Origin of the sequence: Paenibacillus apis, assembly GCF_018333295.1 — a bacterium.
Taxonomy (GTDB): Bacteria; Bacillota; Bacilli; order Paenibacillales; family Paenibacillaceae; genus Fontibacillus; species Fontibacillus antibioticophila.
Map to the genome: position 1 here is coordinate 1 of NZ_BORS01000029.1, position 21,406 is coordinate 21,406.

The following is a 21,406-nucleotide window of genomic DNA, read 5'->3' on the forward strand; positions in this document are numbered from 1 at the left end:
ACGACCATTATACCACGGAATACGTAGATAATGGACGAATTCGGGAGAAAACCAATCATTCTAGTACTAAAAAACGGAATATGAATTGCTGAAGTTAGTGAGTTGTAAACAGTTAATAGACAGTCTCCAAAATGTCCGTTAGCACGTCCCAAATTTTGCGTTAGGAAATAAGTGAATTTAGGGCATTAAAATTGCTGGCACGGGTGCTCGTGAGGCGATTATAATGCAGAATGTCACTAAAGCTTCGAGGCTTGCCGAAAGTAGGTTCGGAGTCCTACTATCTAGGAGCCGGCAACGGCAGTTTCATCCTCTTCATGGCGAAAATTCCGCGCAATGTACAGGAAGGGTGTCCCTGCTGCCGTCAGTACAAATTTAAATAAGTAGGTCGTCAGTAAAATTTCCGTCCATACCTGCAGACTGTATTCGCCGGCAAATGCAATAGTACAGAAGATCAAGGTATCGACAAACGAGCTTACCATCGTACTCCCGTTATTTCTGATCCAAAGCTGGTTGCGGGCGGGATATAATTTGCGGATCCAGGCATATAAGCGTACATCCAGAAACTGGCTCACAAAATAGGCGCTCAGGCTTCCTAAGGCCAATCTTGGCATCAGGCCGAAGATCGTCTCCAGCGAGGCTTGCCCCGTATCGCTTGGCTGACGTTCAAAGACCAACGTCATCTGCATCAGAATCGTCGTCATAATCAATGTGAAGAAACCGAACCATACCGCCTTCTTCGCTTCCTTACGTCCAAACTTCTCATTCAACAGATCGCTCGCCAGATACAAGCTGACATACATCGTATTGCCCAGCGTCATCACGATGCCGAACATTTCAATCGTTTTGATCACCTGAATGTTAGCCACCACAGTAGCCACACCTATCCAGGCGTAGATTCCTTTTTTACCAAACAGCTTGTAACAAAGCAGAAAGAAACTGAAATTTACAAGCATATACAAAATACCCCAAGCAACATTAAACAACCGCCTTCGCCTCCCAAACGACAAATTATCACAATTCAGCCTTCTTTACTACACTTTCTTCCCCAAAGTAACGATAATGAAAATGAAATACACAAAATTGTTTATTTTCAAAATCCTTTTTTTTCTATAGAATAGAAATAATGAACAGCGGTCAATTTCCATTGTCCGCCTACAATACATAGAGAAAAACATAGAGAAAATGAAAACTGGATAAATGGAGAGGATGTTCATGCTGAAACTGAGTCATTCTATCAACCGCAAGTTTATGGTTACATTTACAGTGGTTATCTTATTATCTTCACTAATGTTTACTACCAGCTTCTATTTGGTGTCTACCGGAATTATTAACCAGCAGGTTCTCCCCCAGTTCGACAAAGTACTGAAAACCAGCTCCAAGGATATTTTCAGACAACTTGATACCTCCCAGGCTCTTCAACTGTTAAATGGAAAGGAAAACTCACGCTTTGCCGTCGAGTCTTATCTGACGCAAAAGGTAGAAGAATTCCAGCTGGATTCCGCCTACTTATTCGACCTGCAGGAGAGCGAGGCCACGGTCATCGGGGTCAGCGAGGATTCCTTGATGAAAGTCGGGGACAAGCTTGAGATTCAGGAGGCTATGAAATCTGTAGAATCGAAAGGCAATGCCTCCATCACAGATCTTTATGCAGACCAGTATGGTTACCATAAGACCGCCTATATCGCACTGCCTGGCAGCACGGCTATCCTTGCGGTAAGCATGGATGCTACTTTTATCAAGGACAAGGAAGCCTTTATCCTCTGGATCTGTCTCTTGATTTCGCTTACTGTCATCGTGATCGGCTTGCTTGGGGCCTATATCGTCAGCAGCCGAATTTCCAAGCCTATGAAGAAACTGGTCATCGCGACTGAAAAAATGGCCAAGGGCGACTTCAGAGAAACTGTTGATTATACTTCCAAGGATGAGGTCGGCAAGCTGGCGGAGAGCTTCCGAAGCATGAGCAAGCAATTGCAGGATATGATCGGCAAGGTTATGACGACCTCCCGGGCCGTGGTTGATGGGTCCGGATACTTGAATCAATCGGCCGCGACCTTTAAAGAACTGACGGAGCGTTCCGGCGCAGCTACGAGCGAAATCGAAAAAGGCAGCTACACGATTGCTTCCACTACGGCTGAAAATGCTCGTGCAATGGAGGAAATCTCTCAGGGCGTGCAGCATATTGCTACCTCCTCGGCTGAAGTAACCGTGAAGATCGGTCAAGCTTCCAATGAAGCAATGACAGGCAACGAGCTTGCTCAAACCGCCGTCTCCCAAATGAAGCTGGTCGAAGAGGCCGCCTCCAAGTCAAGAGAGTCGATTGCGGCGCTTAACGACCGGTCGGAGTCGATCTCAACAACGGTCAGCACGATTATGGAGATTACGAAGCAAATCAATATTCTGTCACTCAATGCGGCAATCGAAGCGGCCCGCGCAGGCGAGCATGGCAAAGGCTTTGCGGTTGTTGCTGAAGAAGTGCGCAAGCTTGCCGAGCAGTCGCGGCTTGCAACAGATCAGATCAGCGAGAATTTGCTGGGCATCCGCGAGGAAGCGATGAATTCTGTACAGGCAATGGATCTAGTCGGTGACGAGATTCATTCAGGCACGGAGCGCGTAACACAAGCAAGCAACGCTTTCGAGCAATTGACTGCATTAATCAACAATATCAACATGACGATCCAAAGCGTCTCCGCTTCTACGCAGGAGGTCTCCGCCGGAACGGAGGAAGTGACTGCCTCCGTGGAAGAGGCCGCCAATATTACGGGCAAATCGTTGAAGAGTATCGAAGAAATTGCCGGTTATGCGGAACAGCAAATCAAGGAAATGGAAGAGCATACAAAGATCGTGCAGGAGTTATACAATCATGCCTTGATCCTTCAAAATGAAGTGCTCAAGTTTAAAATCTAGAATAAAGCGGCTGCCCGAAGGAATCAAGCTCCTTCGAGCAGCCGCTTTTGGATTTGGATCAGATCACATTAACCTAACATCTAAAGGAACAAAATCACTGCGGCCAGCAAAAGAAGACACTCCAAGCCCTCGTTAAGCGCGCCATACACATCTCCCGTTAATCCGCCCAGCTTCTTATTGACTCTACTGCCTGCATATACTCCGGCAGCTAGCGTCAGCAATGGAGCAGCAAAGAAGTAGATTCCATAGGAAGCAGCCGGAAGCCCGATGGTAACGCCAAACACCAACAAAGGAATCGTCATCCCCAGGAATGTGATCAAGATTGCCGATACTGCGGCGCTTTGGGCATTAGATGCGTTCAGGCCTCCGAATTTTGCAGCAAGTCCTTCTCCGTCTCTGGCCGATGGCCATTTGCTCATAGCGTACACCATGAACCAGCGGCTCCATACGGGCACCGTCAACAAGGCGCAGGAGATAGCCAATTGCCCGGCAGCAATAAGCGAGGAGAGCAGCGCGGCCTTTAGCATCAACAGCAGAACGCAGGCCAGCACCCCCATGGCTCCTACACGGCTGTCCTTCATGATCTCCAGCATCTTTTCTCGTGGCCGGTAGCTAAGCAGGGCATCTGCACAATCCATCCAGCCATCAAGATGCAAGCCCCCTGTCAGCCAGACCCAGATGATCAAGCTGATTACAGCGGCGGGCAGCGGCGGGAGCAGCCAGGAGGCCAGCAGCGCCGCGGCACATATACTTACGCCGATAACGGCTCCAACTAACGGATAATGGCGCGTACTTGCACGCAGCAGCTCCGGTGTGAAATCCAGCTCCGCTTTGACCGGGAAGCGGGTCAGAAACTGAAAGGCCGCTTGAAGCGGCTGTACCGTCTGTCTCATAACCGATACTCCCTGCCCTTTAACTCGATTGGAATACCGGCGGTTACCAGAAATACCTGGTCGGCAATCGCTGCGATGCTTTGATTCAGCCGTCCTGCCAGATCCCTGTACTGTCTCCCCAATCTAAATTCCGGAACAATCCCGCTTCCTACCTCATTGGTCACCAGAACAAGCTGACCTGAATATGCCGACACAGCTTCAACAAGCCTACGAATGCTGGACTCTGTCCGGGATTCCTCCCCCGAGCCGTTCTCTTCCTCATCGCTTAGCAGCACATTGGAAAGCCATAAGGTAAGACAATCTACAAGCACAACCGATGAACTGCTCCCTGCTTGAACAAGGGTCGAGAGAAGCTCCGGCAGTCGGAGAGGCTCCTCCAGCGTGGTCCATTTGAACCCGCTCCCCTCCCGCTGGCCCCGGTGATGCTGAATACGCTCCTTCATCTCCTCGTCAAAAGCCTGTGCAGTCGCAATATACAGCCCGCTCCCGGAATCACTGTGCTTTATGCACCAGGACTCGGCAAAGCTGCTCTTGCCGCTTCGCGCGCCGCCTGTGACCAATACGATCATCGCGCTTCCCCCTCAGGCGAAGATGCAGTCCCATCAGAAGCTGAAGAGACGCCGGCGCTTGTGAATGTCGCCATCTCCGCCATGATTTTGCAGGCAGCATCTACAAGGTGAATAGCCAGCACACCGCCAGTCCCTTCCCCTAATCGCATATCAAGATGCAGCATAGGCTCCAGACCAAGCTCCTTCAGCAAATGAACATGCCCAGGCTCTTGAGATACATGGGAAGCAATCATATACTGGACAGCATCAGGCGCGAGCTTAGCTGCGGCGAGTGCAGCCGCACTCGAGATGAATCCGTCAATAATGACAGGACAGCGCAGTGCCGCAGCTGCGAGGATAACGCCCGTAAGACCGGCAATTTCCAGGCCGCCTACCTTGGACAGAACATCCACCGGATCATGACCATTCGGCTTATGCAATTCGAGGGCCCGATCTACAGTAATGATTTTGAGACGAAGCCCATCATCATCAATTCCGGTCCCCCTGCCAACGCTCTCCCGGGTGGAGATGCCCGTCAATCCGCTCATCACAGCCGCACTTGCCGTTGTATTGCCGATCCCCATCTCTCCGGTCACAAAGAGTCTTACACCGCGGGAGAAGGCACTCCGGGCAACCTCAGCGCCAGCCATAATAGCCGCCTCCGCCTCTTCCCGCGTCATCGCCGGTTCCTTGACCATATTAGCTGTCCCGTACCTGATTTTTTTCGATATCAACCCAGGGTGCTGCAAGTCCGTCTGTACCCCGATGTCAACACAGAGCACCTCAGCATCCGCTTGACGGGCAAGCACATTGACAGCCGCACCGCCATTCAGGAAATTACTGACCATTTGCGCGGTAACCTCGGACGGAAAAGCACTGATTCCTTCTTCACATACCCCGTGATCTCCGGCCATTACAACAACGGCGCGTGCGGGATAGGAGGACATGACTTTTCCGCTCACTCCGGCGAGCTTGACGGCTAACGCCTCCAATTTGCCGAGACTGCCGGGGGGCTTCGTCAACTGGTTCAGATGGGCCAGAGCCGCCTCTTCCGCAGACTTGTCCACCGGAGCAATGCTATCCACCAGGCTTGAGATCGTCTGATTCATCGTTTCAACCTCGCTTCCAAGATATCGAATTATCGTATTCCTATTCTATCAGAATTATCCGGTGAGGTCTGTGAAGGCCCCTTTCGATACAGCAGCTGTGGTTCGCCGTGATCGGGATGCGGCACATTATACGCATGAACCGCAAAAATTCTCCGGATCAGCTCAGGCGTCATCAACTGCTTCGGGCAGCCAGAGCCAGCAACTTGCCCTCGATCCAGCACAAGCAAGGCATTGCAGTATAAAGAGGCCAGATTGAGGTCATGCATAACTGCAATCACCGTCAAGTCCTCTTGCTGCCGCCATGTCTCGACCAATTCCATAAATTGCAGCTGATAGCGAATATCCAGAAAAGTAGTCGGCTCATCCAGTAAAATAATCTCAGGCTGCTGAGCCATTACCTTGCCCAAGGCAGCCCGTTGACGCTGGCCCCCGCTCAAACTGCTTAGCGGCCGATCGGCAAGCGAGGTCAGGTCAAGACGTTGCATAATGTCTTCCAGAATATGCTCCGCATGCTCATCCATATCCGTTCCTCGCCAGTTCTGAAAAGGATAACGCCCCATTTCCAATACCTCTCTGACCGTAAACGAAATGGGAGGAAGGCCATCCTGCTGCAATACGGCAAGACGCCTTGAGAGTTCTTTACGTCGATAGGATTCGATCGGCTTGTCATGGAGAAGGACTTCCCCGGCGTCCGCCCTCTCCGTACCGGACAGCAAATTCAGCAACGTGCTCTTGCCGCTGCCGTTCGGTCCGATTACTCCCCAGAACTCCCCTCGCTTGACCTTCCAGTCAATATCCTTTAAGGCCTGCTGCTTGCCGTACGCTTTGGACGCCTGCTTTACCTCGAGCATCATGACTCACTCTCTCTGACTTTTTTCTTTCGGTACAGCAAATACCCGAAGAACGGAGCGCCTATAAATGCTGTAATCACACCCAGTGGAATCTCCGTAGGCGCAAGCAGTGATCTGGCTGCCAGATCGCTCCACATCATAAAGATCCCCCCGCCAAGAGCGGATAACGGAATAATCAATCTGTAATCAGAGCCGGTGAACAAACGGATCATATGGGGAATGACCAGGCCGACAAAGCCAATGACCCCGGACACCGATACAGCAGCTGCCGTCATTAATGTGGCGACAAGCAGAGTCAGCAGCTTGGTCCGTTCCACATGAAGCCCGGAATGAGCCGCTTGTTTCTCGCCAAGCGCCAGCAGATTCAAGGAGCGGGCCTGGCTCCACAGGAAGATCAAGCCTGCCAGTAAATATGGAAGCAGGATGGCCGTATACGACCATCCTCGGAGGTTCAAGCTTCCCATTGTCCAGTACATAATTTCATTTATCGTCTTCTTCGACATCGCGGTCAGGAACGACACAATCGCACCTAAAAAGGACTGCATCACTACGCCGGACAGGATCAGGCTTTCCGCAGGAATCTTCCCCTGCTCACGGGCAAGCCAGAGCACAATGCCCAGTGTCAGCGCCCCCGTAGTAAAGGCAACGACCGGAAGCGTGAATATGCCGATCCAGGAGAACTGCCAGCCAAAGAAAATGAGCACCGCAGCTCCGACAGCCGATCCGGAGGATACGCCGAGCGTGAACGGGTCTGCAAGCGGATTGCGCAGCACACCTTGAAACGCAGCTCCCGCTACAGCCAGCGTAGACCCGACCAACAGTCCCAGCAGCACCCGCGGTAAGCGGACCTGCATCACAATCGTCTCCGATGCGGCACTCCATTGCGGTTCTACCATGCTGCCGATCACCGGAATGCGATGAGCAAGAATCGCGGTAATCTCCCGTGCAGGCACGGATACAGAGCCGAAGCCGACACAGATGACCAGCGTAACGCACAGCAGTCCCAAGCCGAGAATACCGTAGCCGGTCAGCTTGGATCTCATGGCTGGATCAGGTCCGGATAAATCGCTGCGGCAACCTGAATCAAGCCTTGAGTCACACGCGGACCCGGACGGCTTAACAGATTGTCATCCAAGCCAACAATACGGTCTTCCTTCACCGCCGTGATTTGCTCCCACCCGCCTCTTGACTTGATGATCTCGGCCAGTGTGCGATTCTTTTCATCTATTACACTTTGCGCATACAGAATGACATCCGGATTCTTTTGAATAATGTTTTCTTCATTGATTTCGCTCCAGCCGGTAATGTCGGAAGCCACGTTCACTCCTCCGGCAAGCGTAATCATTTCATCCATGAATTCACCCTTGCCAACCGTCCAGCCCGTCGAAAATTCGATATATACTTGCTTCTTCTGATCATCCGGTACGGATTGCACCGCATCGGTTACTTTCTTCAACTCGGCTTCCATCCCCGCAATAACTTCCTCTGCGGCTTGTCCGCGGTCTGTGATTTGTCCGACGGTACGGATATTCTCCATGACCTGCTCCACCGTCTTCGGATTGGAACGATACACCTTGATTCCAAGGTCACTAAGACTCTTTACCACGTCCTCACCAACCAGGTTGCCGGCGAGCACCAAGTCAGGCTGGGCTGCGATGACAGCTTCAACATTGATTTGAAACCCGCCCATCCGCGGCTTGTCTTGAACCGCTTCCGGATAATCATCATTATCGGATACCCCTACCACCTGCTCATCCAGACCCAGCGCGAACAACCCTTCGGTCTCGGAAGGCGCAAGAGATACGATGCGCTCTGGCGCAGATTCGAAGGTGAATTCCACTCCGAAGGCATCGGTCACTGTTAACGGATATTCCGTGCTTAATGAGTCAGCAGGTTGTTCATCCGCTGTATTGGATGAAGTCTCGTTTGCAGCATTTTGAACCGCATTTGTTGCGTTATTTGTCGCGGCACTATTGTTCTCCTTGGCACCACAGCCTGTCAGTGCGATCACGAGAGCCAACAGTACCAGCGCCCACATCTGAGTCCATTTCTTCATGATTCGTTCTCTCCCCCATAATCTGTAATGTAGTCAAGAAGTGCCGGAACACGAATAAACGGGACAAAAAAAAGAAAACCCGTCCGCGTTGGGAGGGTCACGTCTTCAAAGAGAGCACGGAGCAAGCCTGAGTCATGTACAGGCAATCCGCTTGCTTTGATAGAACGTTATCCTTTCCTCGAAGGACCGTCTGCTTCCTGCTGGCAGGTCTCCTGACTTCCAGGTTCCGATGAATGCTCGCCTTCCCGTCAAGCAATCTTGCTTGCAGTGGCCTCATGCAGCTTCATCCCTGGTTACAGTGGCGGGACCGTGCCGGACTTCCACCGGCTTCCCTTTTAACCCGAAGACACACGCGAAACGTCGGCTTCAGGACCAAACAGGTATATTATTCGATTCTCGTTCAGACCTTTCTTTCTCTATTGGATTATAGGGGAAAAGCTATAAAGACACAATACTGTGAATACCTGCGCTGAATACTGCGCTGATTAGCCCAGCGACAAATCCGCTCCCAGAACACCGACGACTGCCCCGCCCTTTGTGATGGGTACCGATAGTGTAATACAGCGCTGTTTCGTAATCGCCGATACATATACATCCGATATGACAGCACTTCCCTTCATAGCCTGCCGAAACCATTCCCTGCCCTTAGCATTCAGCAATCCTGCCTCCGGGATGGAGACAACAAAGGTTCCGTCCGCACGATTGGTCCAGGCCGCCTCCAACCCAGCTTCCCTGGCTAACAAAGACTTTAGCGCTGTATGATGTGCATCAATACTCATCTCCTCATACAGACCGCTGGCCGCTTCAGCATGCAGCTTGTCCGCGAAGGCTTGTCCGATCTCCTCCACATAAGCTGAGGTCAATCCTGTGTCCTGCTGATCAAGAACTCCCCGAACAGTATCCAGAGAAGATAAGAGCTCATCCTGGGCAAGATGAAGCCCTGCGGCTACCGACTTCAGCCGGGAGATATGTACTCGCTGAGAATCCATGCGCTGCAGCGCCCCGTCAACATGGATGATATTGCTTTGAAGCACCTGATGTACTTCTTGCATCATAACCTTCATATTACGAGTCATTTCCGACTGCTCCATGCTGAGACGTCCTGTCTCCGCAACGTGTTCGTTCACAGAGGCAATCTCCTCGGAAATATATCGAATATCGTCCCCCATGGATCTCAACAACGCCACCCCGTCCATAGCCGAGGATTGCCCCTGCTTGATCGTATCCTTCACCCGGGATACTTCATTAGAGATCTGGCGAAACAACGGAGCCGAATTGCCGATTGCAGCTGTACTCTGTTCAGCCAATTGCCGCATCCGGCTTGCCACCACATCGAAGCCTCTGCCCTGCTCTCCCAATCTCGCTGCTTCAATGGACGCATTTAAAGCGAGTAAGGATACCTCGCCTGCAATTCCCTCTAATTCCTCATACAGCTTATTTAACTGATGTGTATTGTTCTCAAGATCACCCAATGGACCGGAAATGGACTGCTGCGATTCTGCCAGCGAGCGGATCGTACCATCAGCCTCAGCTAATGACTTTGTAATACGCGATGCTTCCTGAAGTGTCTTGTCGCTCCGAAGATGCAGCTGTTCAGCCGCATCCTGAATTCGCTGTGCGGAGGAAGCGACCTCCTGGACCACAGCCAGGCTTTCCTGCATTTGCTCCAAAGAACGCTCACTACCTGCCTTTAAGCCCAAGTCCAGTGCAGAAGAAAGCTCCGACAGCTCTTGAAGCTGCTCCATGCTTTCATCCACTTCACTAACCGCCGCCTGCAGACGATCCGCAGCAACTAACGATTCTCGGGCGATCTTCTCCCAAACCGGAGAAACCTCCTCGTGTTTATTCTTGACTGCTGATTGAAATCGGAACATAGCTCCACTCCGTTCTATAATGTCAATTTATCTAACATTATAAAATAGAAACCTGGCTATAGACAGTATTTTCTGCGGAATAAAGAGTAGTTTTTAGCGAAAATAAACAAATAAGCTCAAAAACATAACATGATAAGTTATGTTTTTGAGCTTTTAATCGGCTGGAATCGGAATTAATACTCATTTCCTCTCACATAGCCAGATATGTCTTCTGAAGCTCCCCTTGTCGAGGGATGCATGATCAATAGCATGCAAGCCGCATCCAGGGAGCAAGTCTGCAATCTCCTCCGTAGTTACAATTACAGCTCTTGAACTGATCTGCCCCAAGCGGGTCAGCATCCTCAACTTATCGCCTTCCGGCAGGACAGAGCATAAATTGTAAGGCATATCCAGAATCGCAGCGTCATAGTGTTCACGCACTTCGTTCATATCCCCAAGCTTCACCAAAGCAGCAGGGTCATGGCCGAAAAAGCTGAGATTTCTCCGCGCACCTTGTACGGCAAGCGGATTTATATCTACACCTACAATATCAATTCCCATCGATAAGGCCTCGATCATGACATTGCCCATCCCGCAGCAGGGATCAATCACCTTGATTCCCTCCAGCTCTGGCACTGCGATATTGACTAAAGAGCGGGCGACGGTAGCGGACAGACCCGTTGAATAATTGCTTGGCTTATGCTTATGAGAAAGCCAAGGGCGAAGCCCCTGCCGGCATATGCCTAGCTGCCATCCCTCTTCAGAAGCAAGCAATCCAAACAATAGATCAGGCGACTTCATTTCAGCCTTACCCCGTATTCTCCGGCCAACAAGGCGTTCCATTTCCCGCTGTTCCTCATAGCTTCGCATTTCTCCGCATTTCAGATACATGATCTTGAAGCTGCGCCCGTTCAGCGTAAGATGTCCTACTTGCTCCAGCAGCTCTTCTAAGGTTGGGGTCTGCATCCCGATATCGACCCGCATGGATATAAACGGGCTCCGATCCGAGTCAATTCTCTTGAGACTCTGAATGTAATTCCTCGATCCGCTTCGAGCTTCGAACCTGCTGCTAAACAGCGTACGATTTGCACCTGTTTCAAATAAAGACGACAGTTCCAGCCTGCATAGATCGCGCTCGCTCTCATGGCAAGCATAGGGATAGATGCAGACTCCTGTACGCCAATGCTCTCCCAATTCATAATCCGTTATTTCAAAGCTGCTCTTCATTAGATTCATTCCTCTTGCATTTCCGTCAAATGGGCCCAATACCGCTTGGGCATATGGGATAAACGAGCGCGGTGATTGATACGTTCTTGAATGGCAACCGTATCATAGAATCGCTTCCATAACCGCCGATAACCCTCTTCTTTCTCGTCAGCTTCCGGTATGGAAATTTCGTCCGCATTCAGCATCATCAGTCTCTCTTCTGGCCGCGCATCATGGCGATACATCAAGGCCTCGCCATGATTCTTATCATAAATCAAAAAAGTATCGCCTGCAAAACGCTGGCAGAAGTGCCCTGCAATCAAGGGAAGCACCCGATTTTTCGGCTCAATCACCGCTACCAGTACATCATCATGGATCGAGAAGCGAACAAACCCCATAAAAGCATGGCTTTCCGTCTTCAAATGACGCACAGCCTTGTTCAATTGATGGATCGAGGGCTCGGTCAGCATTTGCATCACTCGTCCCCCAACGCGGAAGCCGATCCGCAAGAAGCGGTAAATCAGCAGCTCCTTCTGAGGGGCACAAGTAAGAAAGCCGCAACGAATCAAATCCTGAGCTTGCGGAGAAATATTGCGCGCAATGGAGTTGTAGACCCGTTCCGCCTTTGCCTGACACGTCGCCACTGTCCGCGGGGCAAACAGAACAGCCTGCGGCTCCTCCGCAGAGCTAATATCGGCCAGTTCTTCCTTGCGTTCATAGCTCTCGAAGACGCAAGTCAGCAACCCGTCAAAGGTGCCGTCATAGATATACGACACTCCAGTTGTCCAACTCACGGCAACAACACTTCCTTGCCCGCCCCGCCAGCAAGCTCCTCATCACTGAACAAGGATAACTGCTCGACTTGCGGGCTCGGCAAATACATGCTGTATTCCCGCTTGGAGATCAGCGATCGGAGAATGGTGCTCTCATTGACCTTCAAGCCTTCCAGCCGCCGGCCCGAGCAGGTGATGAAGTATTGCGCGCGCTTTAGGACAACGCCCAGCTTCTTCAAGCCATGGAAGTCGATTCGTCCTGCCTTTCTGGCTGTAACGATCCGCTTTGCGCTGCGGATTCCGATGCCCGGTACGCGAACCAGCTTGTCATAAGGAGCCGTATTCACTTCAACCGGAAATTGATCGATATGATTCATCGCCCAGTTGCACTTCGGGTCCATGAACGGATTGAAATTCGGCGCCCCTTCATCCAGCAGTTCCTTCGCTTCAAAGCCGTAGAACCGCAGCAGCCAGTCCGCCTGATACAGACGATGCTCGCGTAATAACGGCGGCTTGCTGTCCAGTGCAGGCAGCAGCGAATCTTCCATGACAGGCGTATACGCCGAGAAATAAACCCTTTTCAACTGAAACTTCTTGTATAAGGATTCGGTGAGCGTGATGATCCTCAAATCACTGTCAGGCGTTGCTCCGACAATCATCTGGGTGCTTTGCCCGCCGGGAACAAAGCGCGGCGCATGGCGGTATTTCACCAAATCGGAGCTATTCTCCTGAATGCCTTGACGAATTGCCGACATCGGCTTCAGAATCGATTCTTTGGATTTGTCAGGCGCAAGAAGACGCAAGCTGTCCTGTGTAGGAAGCTCGATATTGACGCTCATCCGGTCAGCCAGCAATCCTAAGCGGGTGATCAGCTCAGGGGCCGCTCCGGGAATGGCCTTCACGTGGATATAGCCGTTAAAGCGATGGGTGTACCGCAGCAGCTCCAGCACCTTAATCAATTGCTCGGTCGTATAATCAGGGTTCCGCATGATACCGGAGCTGAGGAACAAACCCTCAATATAATTGCGGCGATAAAAATTCATCGTCAGATCGGCAAGCTCTTCCGGCGTAAACATGGCCCGTCTCGTATCATTGGAGCGCCGATTGACGCAATATTTACAGTCAAAAATACAGCTATTGCTCATTAACACCTTAAGCAGAGAAATGCAGCGTCCATCCGCTGCGAAGCTGTGGCAAATGCCGCACCCCGCCGTATTACCGGTACCGCCTGGCGTATTTCCCCGCTCTACCCCGCTGGAGGAACAAGACACATCATATTTGGCCGAATCGCTCAAGATGGTCAGCTTGTCATAAACATCCATCATCACAGCCTCCCTTTTGTTCTCATTTTAATACGAACGTATGTTCTAGTCAATTTGTGAGAAGGGTTAGCTGTGACCTTTTCGTGTCAATTTTACGTTGGTAAAAGAACCGCCTCACCATCCGGCATGCTCTTCAACCGCAAAATCTCGCCCGGAGCGATCTTGAAATCAGGATCATGAAAGTCACGGCCGCCGGCCAGTCTTCCTGCAAGCAGCGAAATTACCCCTCCATGAGTAACGATCAGGACAGGCGCAGGCAAGGAAGCATTCTCTTCATTCAGAAAGAGATCAGTTGCATTCTTCCGAAGCTCACTGCAGAATTCCGCAACTCTGGACTCAAATTGTCCCCAGGACTCCCCGCCAGGCGGCACCTGCGAGGCTGGATCATCAATCCATTCCCGGTAAGCCTTGTAACCCCTCAATTCCTCATAGGTTTTCCCTTCCCAGGCTCCAAAATTCAACTCGCGGATTCGGGCATCATAATACGCAACCGAAGCCAGATCAGGACGAATGCGGGCCAGCGTCTCACGGCAGCGCAGCAAATCGCTGCAATAAACCTTGCTGAATTGGATCCCCGCTAATTTAGCCGGGAGCTGCGCAAGTGCTGCCTCTTCACCAGACAGCAGCTTAAGATCACTGTGCCCCTGATAGCGCCGACTCCGGTTCCACTCCGTATATCCATGACGGATCAACCACCATTCCATATGCTTCAGCACCTCCATTTACGGACAGGATCTAGGGATAAAAGCGAACTACCACGCCACACCGGCCCAGGATAGCATAAATTGCAGGGCTGCAGCGATCACCACAAAGGCCCCGGAGACAGCCATCAGTAATGCTCCGGTCTTGGGAATATCATGAGGCTCAAGCTCTCTGCGCTTCTCTCCCATATAAGCCCTGAACGAAGTCTGTCCCCCATAGCTGTTCTCGCCGCCCAGCCGGATGCCCAAGGCGCCAGCCACAGCGGACTCCGGGTAGCCGCTGTTCGGGCTGGGATGCTTGGATGCATCACGCCGTACCGCCCTCCAGGCCTCCCGCGCCTTCAGGCGCAGACAGGCCGCTGCTGCGACAAGCATAAGAGCCGTTAATCGCGCAGGGATGTAATTGGCCGCATCATCCAGACGCGCGGAAGCCCAGCCGAGCTCCTTGTACCGTTCATTCTTATAGCCGACCATAGAGTCCAGCGTATTGACCGCACGATAGGCCATCGCAAGCGGTGCGCCTCCGATCAACGCGAAAAACAGCGGCGACACGACGGCATCCACAATGTTCTCGGCTACGGTCTCCACTGCGCCGCGCGTAATCTCCGGCGCATCCAAATGGTCCGTGTCGCGGCCCACAATCATGCTGAGCGCCTGCCGCGCGGCAGGCAGGTCACCGCGGAGCAACGGGGCGCACACGGCCATGCCTGCATCGCGGAGCCCCTTGGCCGCGATGGTGGTCCAGATCAGCGCGGCCTCTCCGAGTGCCGCCAGCCACGGGTTGACCTGGGCCAGCAGCCATAGCAGCGCCCAGGTCAACCCATAGCTGCCGCCGACCACGATCAGCGGCAGCAGCACCCCCGCGCCCCGCAAGGCCCGGGGCGCGAACAGGCGGCGCAGCGCCGCCTCGACCCGCGAGATCGCCTTCCCCATCCCGACCACGGGATGAGGAAGCCAGCGCGGGTCACCCAGCAGCCGGTCCAGCGCATACGCGACCGGCAGCACCCACCACGCCGCCGTCATGCCCGCTCCGCCGCTGCTGCACGCAGCGACTCGCTCACGGCGGCGTACACCAGGCGGCCAACCGTGCCGCCCAGATCCGTTGCCGTGCCGGCGTAGCTGTGCAGCAGCGCCCACTCCGGGCGCTGGCTTACGCCGAGGACGACGGCATCGGTCGTTGTGCCGGTGGCCGAAAGGCCATTCTCGGCATCGCACACGCCGAGATCGTGCAGGGCGGCGGCCTTCGCCTCCGTCGCCGTCATCACCGCATTGACCATCGCGGCCTGGGTCATGCGTCCGTCCACCGCCAGCATCACATTAATCGTTCCAGGCGTCCAATCCGCCCGGAACGTCGTTCGCTGGCTCCCTGCTCTTGCGGCATTGGATACGCCCGCCGTAGCGCAGCATAGCACGGAATAGTCCCCGCTCTGCTCCTCCTGTACAGACGCATGCCGCAGCTGAACGGCAGTCAGCAGTCCTGCCGTATGATCTGTGGGAATTCCCCACTGCTTCAAGCTTTCTGCGATATCCCCCTCGGGGTTGTCGCAGCGGTAGAAACGGTCCACGTAGATATTGATCATCCGCTCTATGCGCCGCATTCCTCCCCCGTATACAGCGCTGCTAATGCCGTCCAGACCAGCAGGCGCCTCCAGCAGGATATGGCGTTCTCCCCGAACCAGCTTCAGTCCCCTCCAGCTCTCGGATTCATATCTTCCTTCATTGCCTGTATACAAAAATGGCGTTGCCATCAGCTGTCCCCTCTTTCCAATACATCCCCAAGCTCGTGCAATAATCTGTCACAGGCTGCCGGGCTCTTCACGGCAATCCGGATATCCCCGGGACCGAGGCCCGGGTACATGGCGCAGCTGCGCACAAGAATTCCGCGTTCCCCCAGTCGAGCCTGGATCGCTGCAGCCGTCCAGCCTTCAGGCAATCTCACGAGCAGGAAGTTCGCCTCTCCGGGCCAGGTCCGGCAGCTCAACTCAGCAAGTCCTTTCCTCAAGCGGCTTCTTTGTTCCGTGATCATAGCTATAGTGTCCCTGCCATAAGTTCCGTTAGCGGACAGACAAGCCTCTCCGGCTAACAGTGCAAGGCCGTTGACGCTCCAGGTTACCTGCTTGTTCCGCATAGCGGCAGCCCGGTCGGGATGAGCGATCGCATATCCCAGCCGCAGCCCGGGAATGGCATAAAATTTGGTCATCGAGCGGATCAGAATCAGATTCCGGTAGGCCATCAGTTCTTTCTCCAAGGACTGTCTTCGTTCCACGGGAATAAAGTCAATAAACGCTTCATCCATCACAATAACGGTATTGTAGCGCTCCCCCGCTTCGGCAAAGCTCTTCAATTCCTGCAGACCATACTGAACCCCGTTCGGGTTATTCGGCTGGCCGATGAATACGAGTCCGCAGCGGGAGATCAACTCGATGATCTGATCTGGGTAAGCCTTGAAATCCCGCTCTTCTTTCCCCAAAACAGCCATAACCTCCGCCCCGAATTTCGCAGCAAGCTTTGCGTATTCCGAGAAGCATGGTTGGATCACCCCCACCTTTGCAGGAGCAAAGGCCAGCAATACCAATGCCATATTCTCTGCCGCACCATTGCCGATCACCAGACATTCCGGCTCCAGGCCGAGCATTCCGGATAACCTTGACACAAGCCCCCGATGCCCAGGGTCCGGGTAAGCAGTAATTGATGGCAGGGCTTGACCCAGCAAGTCCAGCACCCCCGGGGGTGGTCCTAACGGATTAATATTGGCGCTGAAATCGAGAAAGCGCTCCGGTGCGAGTCCAAATTTTGCTGAAGCCGTATGTATATCCCCGCCATGTCCGTATAGTTCCAACATTCTCTTCACCTCTCTTGAAGAACTGCCGAGTCCTTCATTCAATACTTATGATTCAAATCTGCAAACCTTTATTCACGAACCAAATCTCCAGCCATTCAGGTGAAGTCTACCATACCCCGATCAGAAAATTAACCCCGCAGGCTATGAGTTGTTGAATTCAAATCCGCGCTTTTTTTTGCCGAAAATTGGTTTACAATAGAGAGAGCATATAGACAAGCAAATATTTTATTGGACAAGGGGGATTACTTTCATGCTGTTTATCGACAATCAAGGCATTACCGATGCTTCCGTAAACCTGGCGATTGAGGAATATGCGTTGAGACACCTTCCGCTGGAGGACGACAGTTATCTGTTGTTCTATATTAATGCGCCTTCAATTATCATCGGCAAGCATCAGAATACAATCGAAGAAATTAATCAGGAATACGTCAAGGAGAACGGCATTCAGGTCGTTCGCCGGCTGTCCGGTGGCGGTGCAGTCTATCATGACCTCGGCAATCTGAACTTCAGCTTCATCACCAAGGATGACGGCCAGTCCTTCCATAACTTCCGCAAGTTTACCGAGCCTGTGGTAGAAGCGCTGCGGTCCCTTGGCGTAAATGCCGAATTAAGCGGACGCAATGATCTGCAGGTTGGCGAGCAGAAGATTTCCGGCAACGCCCAATTTTCGACCAGAGGACGGATGTTTAGCCACGGTACTTTAATGTTCAACCTCAACCTGGATGATGTGCAGGCTTCTCTTCATGCTAATCCAGAGAAATTCAAATCCAAGAGCACAAAATCCGTTCGCAGCCGTGTCGCCAACATTCTCAGCTTCATGGACAAAGACATGACGATCGAGGAATTCCGCGGCGAGCTGCTCCGTCATATCTTCGGCATGGAGCCGAAGGATGTTCCGCAATACAAGCTTAAGGAAGAGGATTGGAACAAAATTCACGAGATTTCCCGGGATCGCTACAAGAACTGGGATTGGAACTACGGGCTTTCACCGGAAAGCAATGTCAAGCACGCGAAGAAATTCCCTGTCGGCATTATCGACCTCCGCATGAATATTAAGGACGGCTATATTCAAGGAATCAAAATCTATGGCGACTTTTTTGGCGTCGGCGATGTCACCGATATTGAGGACAAGCTCCGCGGGCTTCGTTATGAGGAGCATGATGTTCGCTCTGCATTAGAGGATGTGGACGTGAAGCATTATTTTGGCAACTTGGAAAAAGAAGACTTCATCGGCCTGGTATTCCTGGAAGAATAATAATTTTACAGCCCGTCTCTTCCTGCGAACCGATATCCACAGCCCGGAAAGCATTCCCTGCCTCCGGGCTGTTCGAATGTACGGGTTTATAGTAAACTGGCATATTTTTATATCCCTCCCCTTTTATCTCTATCAGACTGGTTCATCTTTTCATAGGATGTACTATTCCTGAAGTGAAAGAGGGTGAACAGATTCTATGAATCGTAGAATTGAGCGGCTTCGCCGGCAAGCCAGGGCATGGATCGGAAGACGGGTAGATATCGATCGCTTTAACGGAAACGACCTGGAAGGCGTCATTGTCGCTGTCAGAGAGGACTATCTCGTTCTCCGCATCCGCAGAAACGGAGAAAACGTCAGGGTGAGAGTCAATTTTACGAACATTGAGGATATCGATCTGGATTAGTCAGCCCCTCCCCTTCCCTTGGGCATGAATCCAAATCAAGCAATTCATAGTATCCCGCAATGAAATTCGCCGCCAACTTCTTCATCCGCTCATAGGCATAGGAGGCCCGCCCGCCTCTCTATGCCTTTTCAATGACAATGTAATTTTAATGCCTTTCGGCACTTATTTCACCGCATGAGCCCTACGCCTGAAAATTCTAATGCCTTTCGGCACTAAAATAATGCCCAGTCCGGCCATTGCAACGAATTTTAATGCCTTTCGGCACTAAAATATGCTCAGCTTGGCCCCAGCAAGGAATTTTAGTGCCTTTTGGCATTTATTTCGCCGCACGAGCGGCCCACGTCAGCAATTTTGATGACATTCTCCGCTATAATCGCCGTAACAGCTCCTAACTTATTCGGCTAGCAGCGACGCAGTAGCACTGGGTAGCTACTTGTTTGCTTGTTCTCATGCTTTCATGCTTTCATGCTTTCATGTTCGCATGTTTGCTTGTTTTCATGCTGTCATACTCTCTTGTTTTCTTGTTCTCTTGTTCTATTCGTGCTACTCGTTTTGCTTGTTCCTATTCAATCCTCTAGTTATGCATGTTTTGCCGTTCTGGCTGCTCAAGTCCTACATAACTGTATTCCGTCCTTGTCAATTTTTCTGCAGCAATGTACAATTTGATCACTTGTGTTCAAAAGGAGGCCGAACTGAATTGAAACGATCCCGAATTGCTGATGCCGGCCTTCTGTTGGTTGCCTTGATGTGGGGCTGTACTTTTCTGATCGTGCAGCATGCCGTCCGCGTACTCCCGCCGCTTGCCTTTAACGGAATCCGGTTTATTGGAGCTACGCTCCTTCTCCTTCTGATTATCGGCATATTCTACCGCTCCGAATTAAGAAAGCTATCTTGGCCGATGGTCGGACATGCTGTCATTCTGGGAGGATTGCTCTTCCTCGGATACGGCTTTCAAACGGTTGGGCTCTTGTATACCACCACGTCCAACACCGGCTTTATTACCGGGCTATCGGTTGTGTTGGTCCCGCTATTTTCATTGCTGCTATTAAAGACACCTATCACGCGTTTTACGCTTGGCAGTATTGTACTTGCTGCAATCGGATTGTATTTGCTTGCTTTTGCAGAATCCGGATATACGATGAACCGTGGGGATTTGCTGGTCTTTCTGTGTGCAATCGCCTTTGCGCTTCATGTCGCCTATACCGGTGTATTTGCCCCCAAATATCCGGCCTTGCCTTTAACGGCTCTGCAAATGGCTGTTGTCGGTATTCTCAGCTTGCTTGGCTCCGCGTTCACCGAACAGGTCGGAAGCCTGGAGCAAGTTATTCCTTTGCTATGGAAATCAGAGGTGCTATGGGCTCTCTGCATTTCGATCGGACCAACCAGCGCTTTTGCCTTCTGGATCCAGACCTCTTGCCAGAAATACACGAGTCCGGCCCGGGTTGCCGTCATCTTTGCCATGGAGCCCGTCTTTGCGGCAATTACCGGCGTCCTCTTCGGTGGAGAAATTTTGGGCATGGCGGCGATTGTGGGGTGCGGATGTATTTTAGCAGGAATGCTCCTGTCGGAATTGAAATCTCCGAACCTTGAGGTACAATAGAGACAGTCTGTAAGTTAGAGATAAAGGAGAGAGACGTATTGTACAAGTTAATTGCCATCGACATCGACGACACCCTGATTAATGATGAAAAGGAAGTTACTCCCGCCACGCAACAAGCACTGGAGCAGGCAATCGCTCAAGACGTCGTCGTGACGCTTGCAACCGGGCGCGCCTACGCATCAGCACAAGCTATTGCGCGCCAGACCGGACTGAATGTGCCGATCATTACTTATCAAGGCGCCCTTGTGAAAAACCTGCTGGACGAGGAAGTGTTGTATGAACGCTATGTCCCCGTCGAAGCGGCAACAAAGCTGTTCGAGTATTGCATCCGGCATAATCTGCATTTGCAGACTTACATTGATGATAAACTGTACTCAAGAGAAGATAATGACAAGATTAAGGAATATACCGCTCTGAACCGGACTCCTTATTATGTGGAACCCGACTTCAAAAAGCTGGTCGACCAGCCTACGCCCAAGATGCTCATCATCGATGAGCCTGCTTTTCTGGACGAACTCGGACCAAAGCTGCGTGAATTGTTGGGCGACCAGGTGCATATCACCAAATCGAAGCCGAACTTCCTGGAAATCATGCATCATGAAGGCACCAAGGGCCATGCGCTGAAGTTCCTCGCCGCCCATTTCGGCTGCTCGCCTTCAGATTGTATTGCCATCGGTGATTCCTGGAATGACCATGAGATGCTTGAGGCTGCAGGTCTGGGTGTAGCAATGGGCAATGCGATTCCGGCGTTGAAGGAAATTGCGGATTATGTCACCTTGAGCAACAACGAGGATGGCGTGAAGCATGTGATCGAGAAGTTTATTCTGGGCAAGGAGAATTAATTACAGCCCTGTAGTAGCTAAACATAAGAAGGCACGTTAAAGAGGCAACGTGTGAAGTCTGCTTTCGATCGCTGTTGTTCACGGATTTCTTCAATTGGACCAAGTTCTGACAGGGAGGAAATCCGCTCACAAAGGCGAACGCTCCGCTTCTACAGCAAACTTCACACTTATGCCCTAGCTACTTTGCCTTTGCAGTTTAACTGCAATGCGCTGCGCTGCAAGAAGATCCGCTTTGCCACGAATGCAAT

At 51.8% G+C, this 21,406-nt stretch carries 20 protein-coding genes and 1 riboswitch; of the genes, 5 read left to right on the forward strand and 15 right to left on the reverse strand.

Annotation, left to right across the window (positions count from 1 at the left end; all coding sequences use genetic code 11):
• Nucleotides 1-281: 281 nt before the first annotated feature.
• Nucleotides 282-983: a queuosine precursor transporter gene (locus tag KI362_RS24300; protein ID WP_301630862.1), complete on the reverse strand. Its 702-nt coding sequence runs from the start codon at nucleotides 981-983 to the stop codon at nucleotides 282-284.
• Between the two features lie 229 nt (nucleotides 984-1,212).
• Here KI362_RS24300 and KI362_RS24305 point away from each other — a divergent pair, with 229 nt between their 5' ends.
• Nucleotides 1,213-2,904: a methyl-accepting chemotaxis protein gene (locus KI362_RS24305; protein ID WP_301630863.1), complete on the forward strand. Its 1,692-nt coding sequence runs from the start codon at nucleotides 1,213-1,215 to the stop codon at nucleotides 2,902-2,904.
• A gap of 80 nt (nucleotides 2,905-2,984) precedes the next feature.
• On the opposite strand, the gene cobS is transcribed toward KI362_RS24305, so the two are convergent.
• The 14 genes from cobS to cobD form a co-directional block, all read right to left on the reverse strand.
• Nucleotides 2,985-3,797 (reverse strand): adenosylcobinamide-GDP ribazoletransferase, encoded by an 813-nt coding sequence (cobS, locus tag KI362_RS24310; RefSeq protein ID WP_301630864.1) that lies wholly within the window; start codon nucleotides 3,795-3,797, stop codon nucleotides 2,985-2,987.
• The gene (gene cobU / locus KI362_RS24315; RefSeq protein WP_301630865.1) at nucleotides 3,794-4,366 is read right to left on the reverse strand and encodes a bifunctional adenosylcobinamide kinase/adenosylcobinamide-phosphate guanylyltransferase; all 573 of its coding nucleotides are present in this window, start codon (nucleotides 4,364-4,366) and stop codon (nucleotides 3,794-3,796) included. Before cobU ends, cobS begins: the two co-directional genes overlap by 4 nt.
• The gene (gene cobT / locus KI362_RS24320) at nucleotides 4,363-5,454 is read right to left on the reverse strand and encodes a nicotinate-nucleotide--dimethylbenzimidazole phosphoribosyltransferase (RefSeq protein WP_301630866.1); all 1,092 of its coding nucleotides are present in this window, start codon (nucleotides 5,452-5,454) and stop codon (nucleotides 4,363-4,365) included. The genes cobU and cobT overlap by 4 nt, the downstream gene beginning before the upstream one ends.
• A gap of 29 nt (nucleotides 5,455-5,483) precedes the next feature.
• Nucleotides 5,484-6,308 (reverse strand): ABC transporter ATP-binding protein, encoded by an 825-nt coding sequence (locus KI362_RS24325; RefSeq protein ID WP_306432859.1) that lies wholly within the window; start codon nucleotides 6,306-6,308, stop codon nucleotides 5,484-5,486.
• The gene (locus KI362_RS24330) at nucleotides 6,305-7,348 is read right to left on the reverse strand and encodes a FecCD family ABC transporter permease (protein ID WP_301630867.1); all 1,044 of its coding nucleotides are present in this window, start codon (nucleotides 7,346-7,348) and stop codon (nucleotides 6,305-6,307) included. The genes KI362_RS24325 and KI362_RS24330 overlap by 4 nt, the downstream gene beginning before the upstream one ends.
• Entirely contained in the window at nucleotides 7,345-8,361 is a 1,017-nt protein-coding gene (locus KI362_RS24335; protein WP_301630868.1) for an ABC transporter substrate-binding protein, read from the reverse strand. The genes KI362_RS24330 and KI362_RS24335 overlap by 4 nt, the downstream gene beginning before the upstream one ends.
• Before the next feature lie 186 nt (nucleotides 8,362-8,547).
• Nucleotides 8,548-8,753, reverse strand: a riboswitch (cobalamin riboswitch).
• A 93-nt stretch (nucleotides 8,754-8,846) separates the two neighbouring features.
• Nucleotides 8,847-10,235 carry a methyl-accepting chemotaxis protein gene (locus tag KI362_RS24340; protein WP_301630869.1) on the reverse strand — a complete coding sequence of 463 codons (1,389 nt, stop codon included), beginning with the start codon at nucleotides 10,233-10,235 and terminating at the stop codon, nucleotides 8,847-8,849.
• A gap of 180 nt (nucleotides 10,236-10,415) precedes the next feature.
• A complete protein-coding gene (locus KI362_RS24345; protein ID WP_301630870.1) occupies nucleotides 10,416-11,441 on the reverse strand; it encodes a TRM11 family SAM-dependent methyltransferase in 1,026 nt (341 codons plus the stop codon).
• 5 nt (nucleotides 11,442-11,446) lie between these two features.
• Nucleotides 11,447-12,214: a TIGR03915 family putative DNA repair protein gene (locus KI362_RS24350; RefSeq protein ID WP_044477527.1), complete on the reverse strand. Its 768-nt coding sequence runs from the start codon at nucleotides 12,212-12,214 to the stop codon at nucleotides 11,447-11,449.
• Nucleotides 12,211-13,515, reverse strand: a complete 1,305-nt coding sequence (locus tag KI362_RS24355) for a putative DNA modification/repair radical SAM protein (protein WP_212943896.1) — start codon at nucleotides 13,513-13,515, stop codon at nucleotides 12,211-12,213. The genes KI362_RS24350 and KI362_RS24355 overlap by 4 nt, the downstream gene beginning before the upstream one ends.
• A gap of 92 nt (nucleotides 13,516-13,607) precedes the next feature.
• Entirely contained in the window at nucleotides 13,608-14,219 is a 612-nt protein-coding gene (locus KI362_RS24360) for a histidine phosphatase family protein (RefSeq protein ID WP_301630871.1), read from the reverse strand.
• A gap of 48 nt (nucleotides 14,220-14,267) precedes the next feature.
• Nucleotides 14,268-15,239: an adenosylcobinamide-phosphate synthase CbiB gene (gene cbiB, locus KI362_RS24365; RefSeq protein WP_301630872.1), complete on the reverse strand. Its 972-nt coding sequence runs from the start codon at nucleotides 15,237-15,239 to the stop codon at nucleotides 14,268-14,270.
• Nucleotides 15,236-15,964: an adenosylcobinamide amidohydrolase gene (locus KI362_RS24370; RefSeq protein ID WP_301630873.1), complete on the reverse strand. Its 729-nt coding sequence runs from the start codon at nucleotides 15,962-15,964 to the stop codon at nucleotides 15,236-15,238. Before KI362_RS24370 ends, cbiB begins: the two co-directional genes overlap by 4 nt.
• Nucleotides 15,964-17,058, reverse strand: coding sequence for a threonine-phosphate decarboxylase CobD (gene cobD / locus KI362_RS24375; RefSeq protein WP_301630875.1), 1,095 nt, complete (start codon nucleotides 17,056-17,058; stop codon nucleotides 15,964-15,966). The genes KI362_RS24370 and cobD overlap by 1 nt, the downstream gene beginning before the upstream one ends.
• Before the next feature lie 250 nt (nucleotides 17,059-17,308).
• Between cobD and KI362_RS24380 the strand changes: the two genes are divergently transcribed.
• From KI362_RS24380 to KI362_RS24395, 4 genes are all read left to right on the forward strand, one after another.
• Nucleotides 17,309-18,313, forward strand: a complete 1,005-nt coding sequence (locus tag KI362_RS24380; RefSeq protein WP_301630876.1) for a lipoate--protein ligase — start codon at nucleotides 17,309-17,311, stop codon at nucleotides 18,311-18,313.
• Nucleotides 18,314-18,509: 196 nt separating this feature from the next.
• Nucleotides 18,510-18,716, forward strand: a complete 207-nt coding sequence (locus tag KI362_RS24385; protein ID WP_044477520.1) for a hypothetical protein — start codon at nucleotides 18,510-18,512, stop codon at nucleotides 18,714-18,716.
• Nucleotides 18,717-19,413: 697 nt separating this feature from the next.
• Nucleotides 19,414-20,316 (forward strand): DMT family transporter, encoded by a 903-nt coding sequence (locus KI362_RS24390; RefSeq protein ID WP_301630877.1) that lies wholly within the window; start codon nucleotides 19,414-19,416, stop codon nucleotides 20,314-20,316.
• 38 nt (nucleotides 20,317-20,354) lie between these two features.
• Nucleotides 20,355-21,158 (forward strand): Cof-type HAD-IIB family hydrolase, encoded by an 804-nt coding sequence (locus tag KI362_RS24395; RefSeq protein WP_301630878.1) that lies wholly within the window; start codon nucleotides 20,355-20,357, stop codon nucleotides 21,156-21,158.
• Nucleotides 21,159-21,406: the final 248 nt, after the last annotated feature.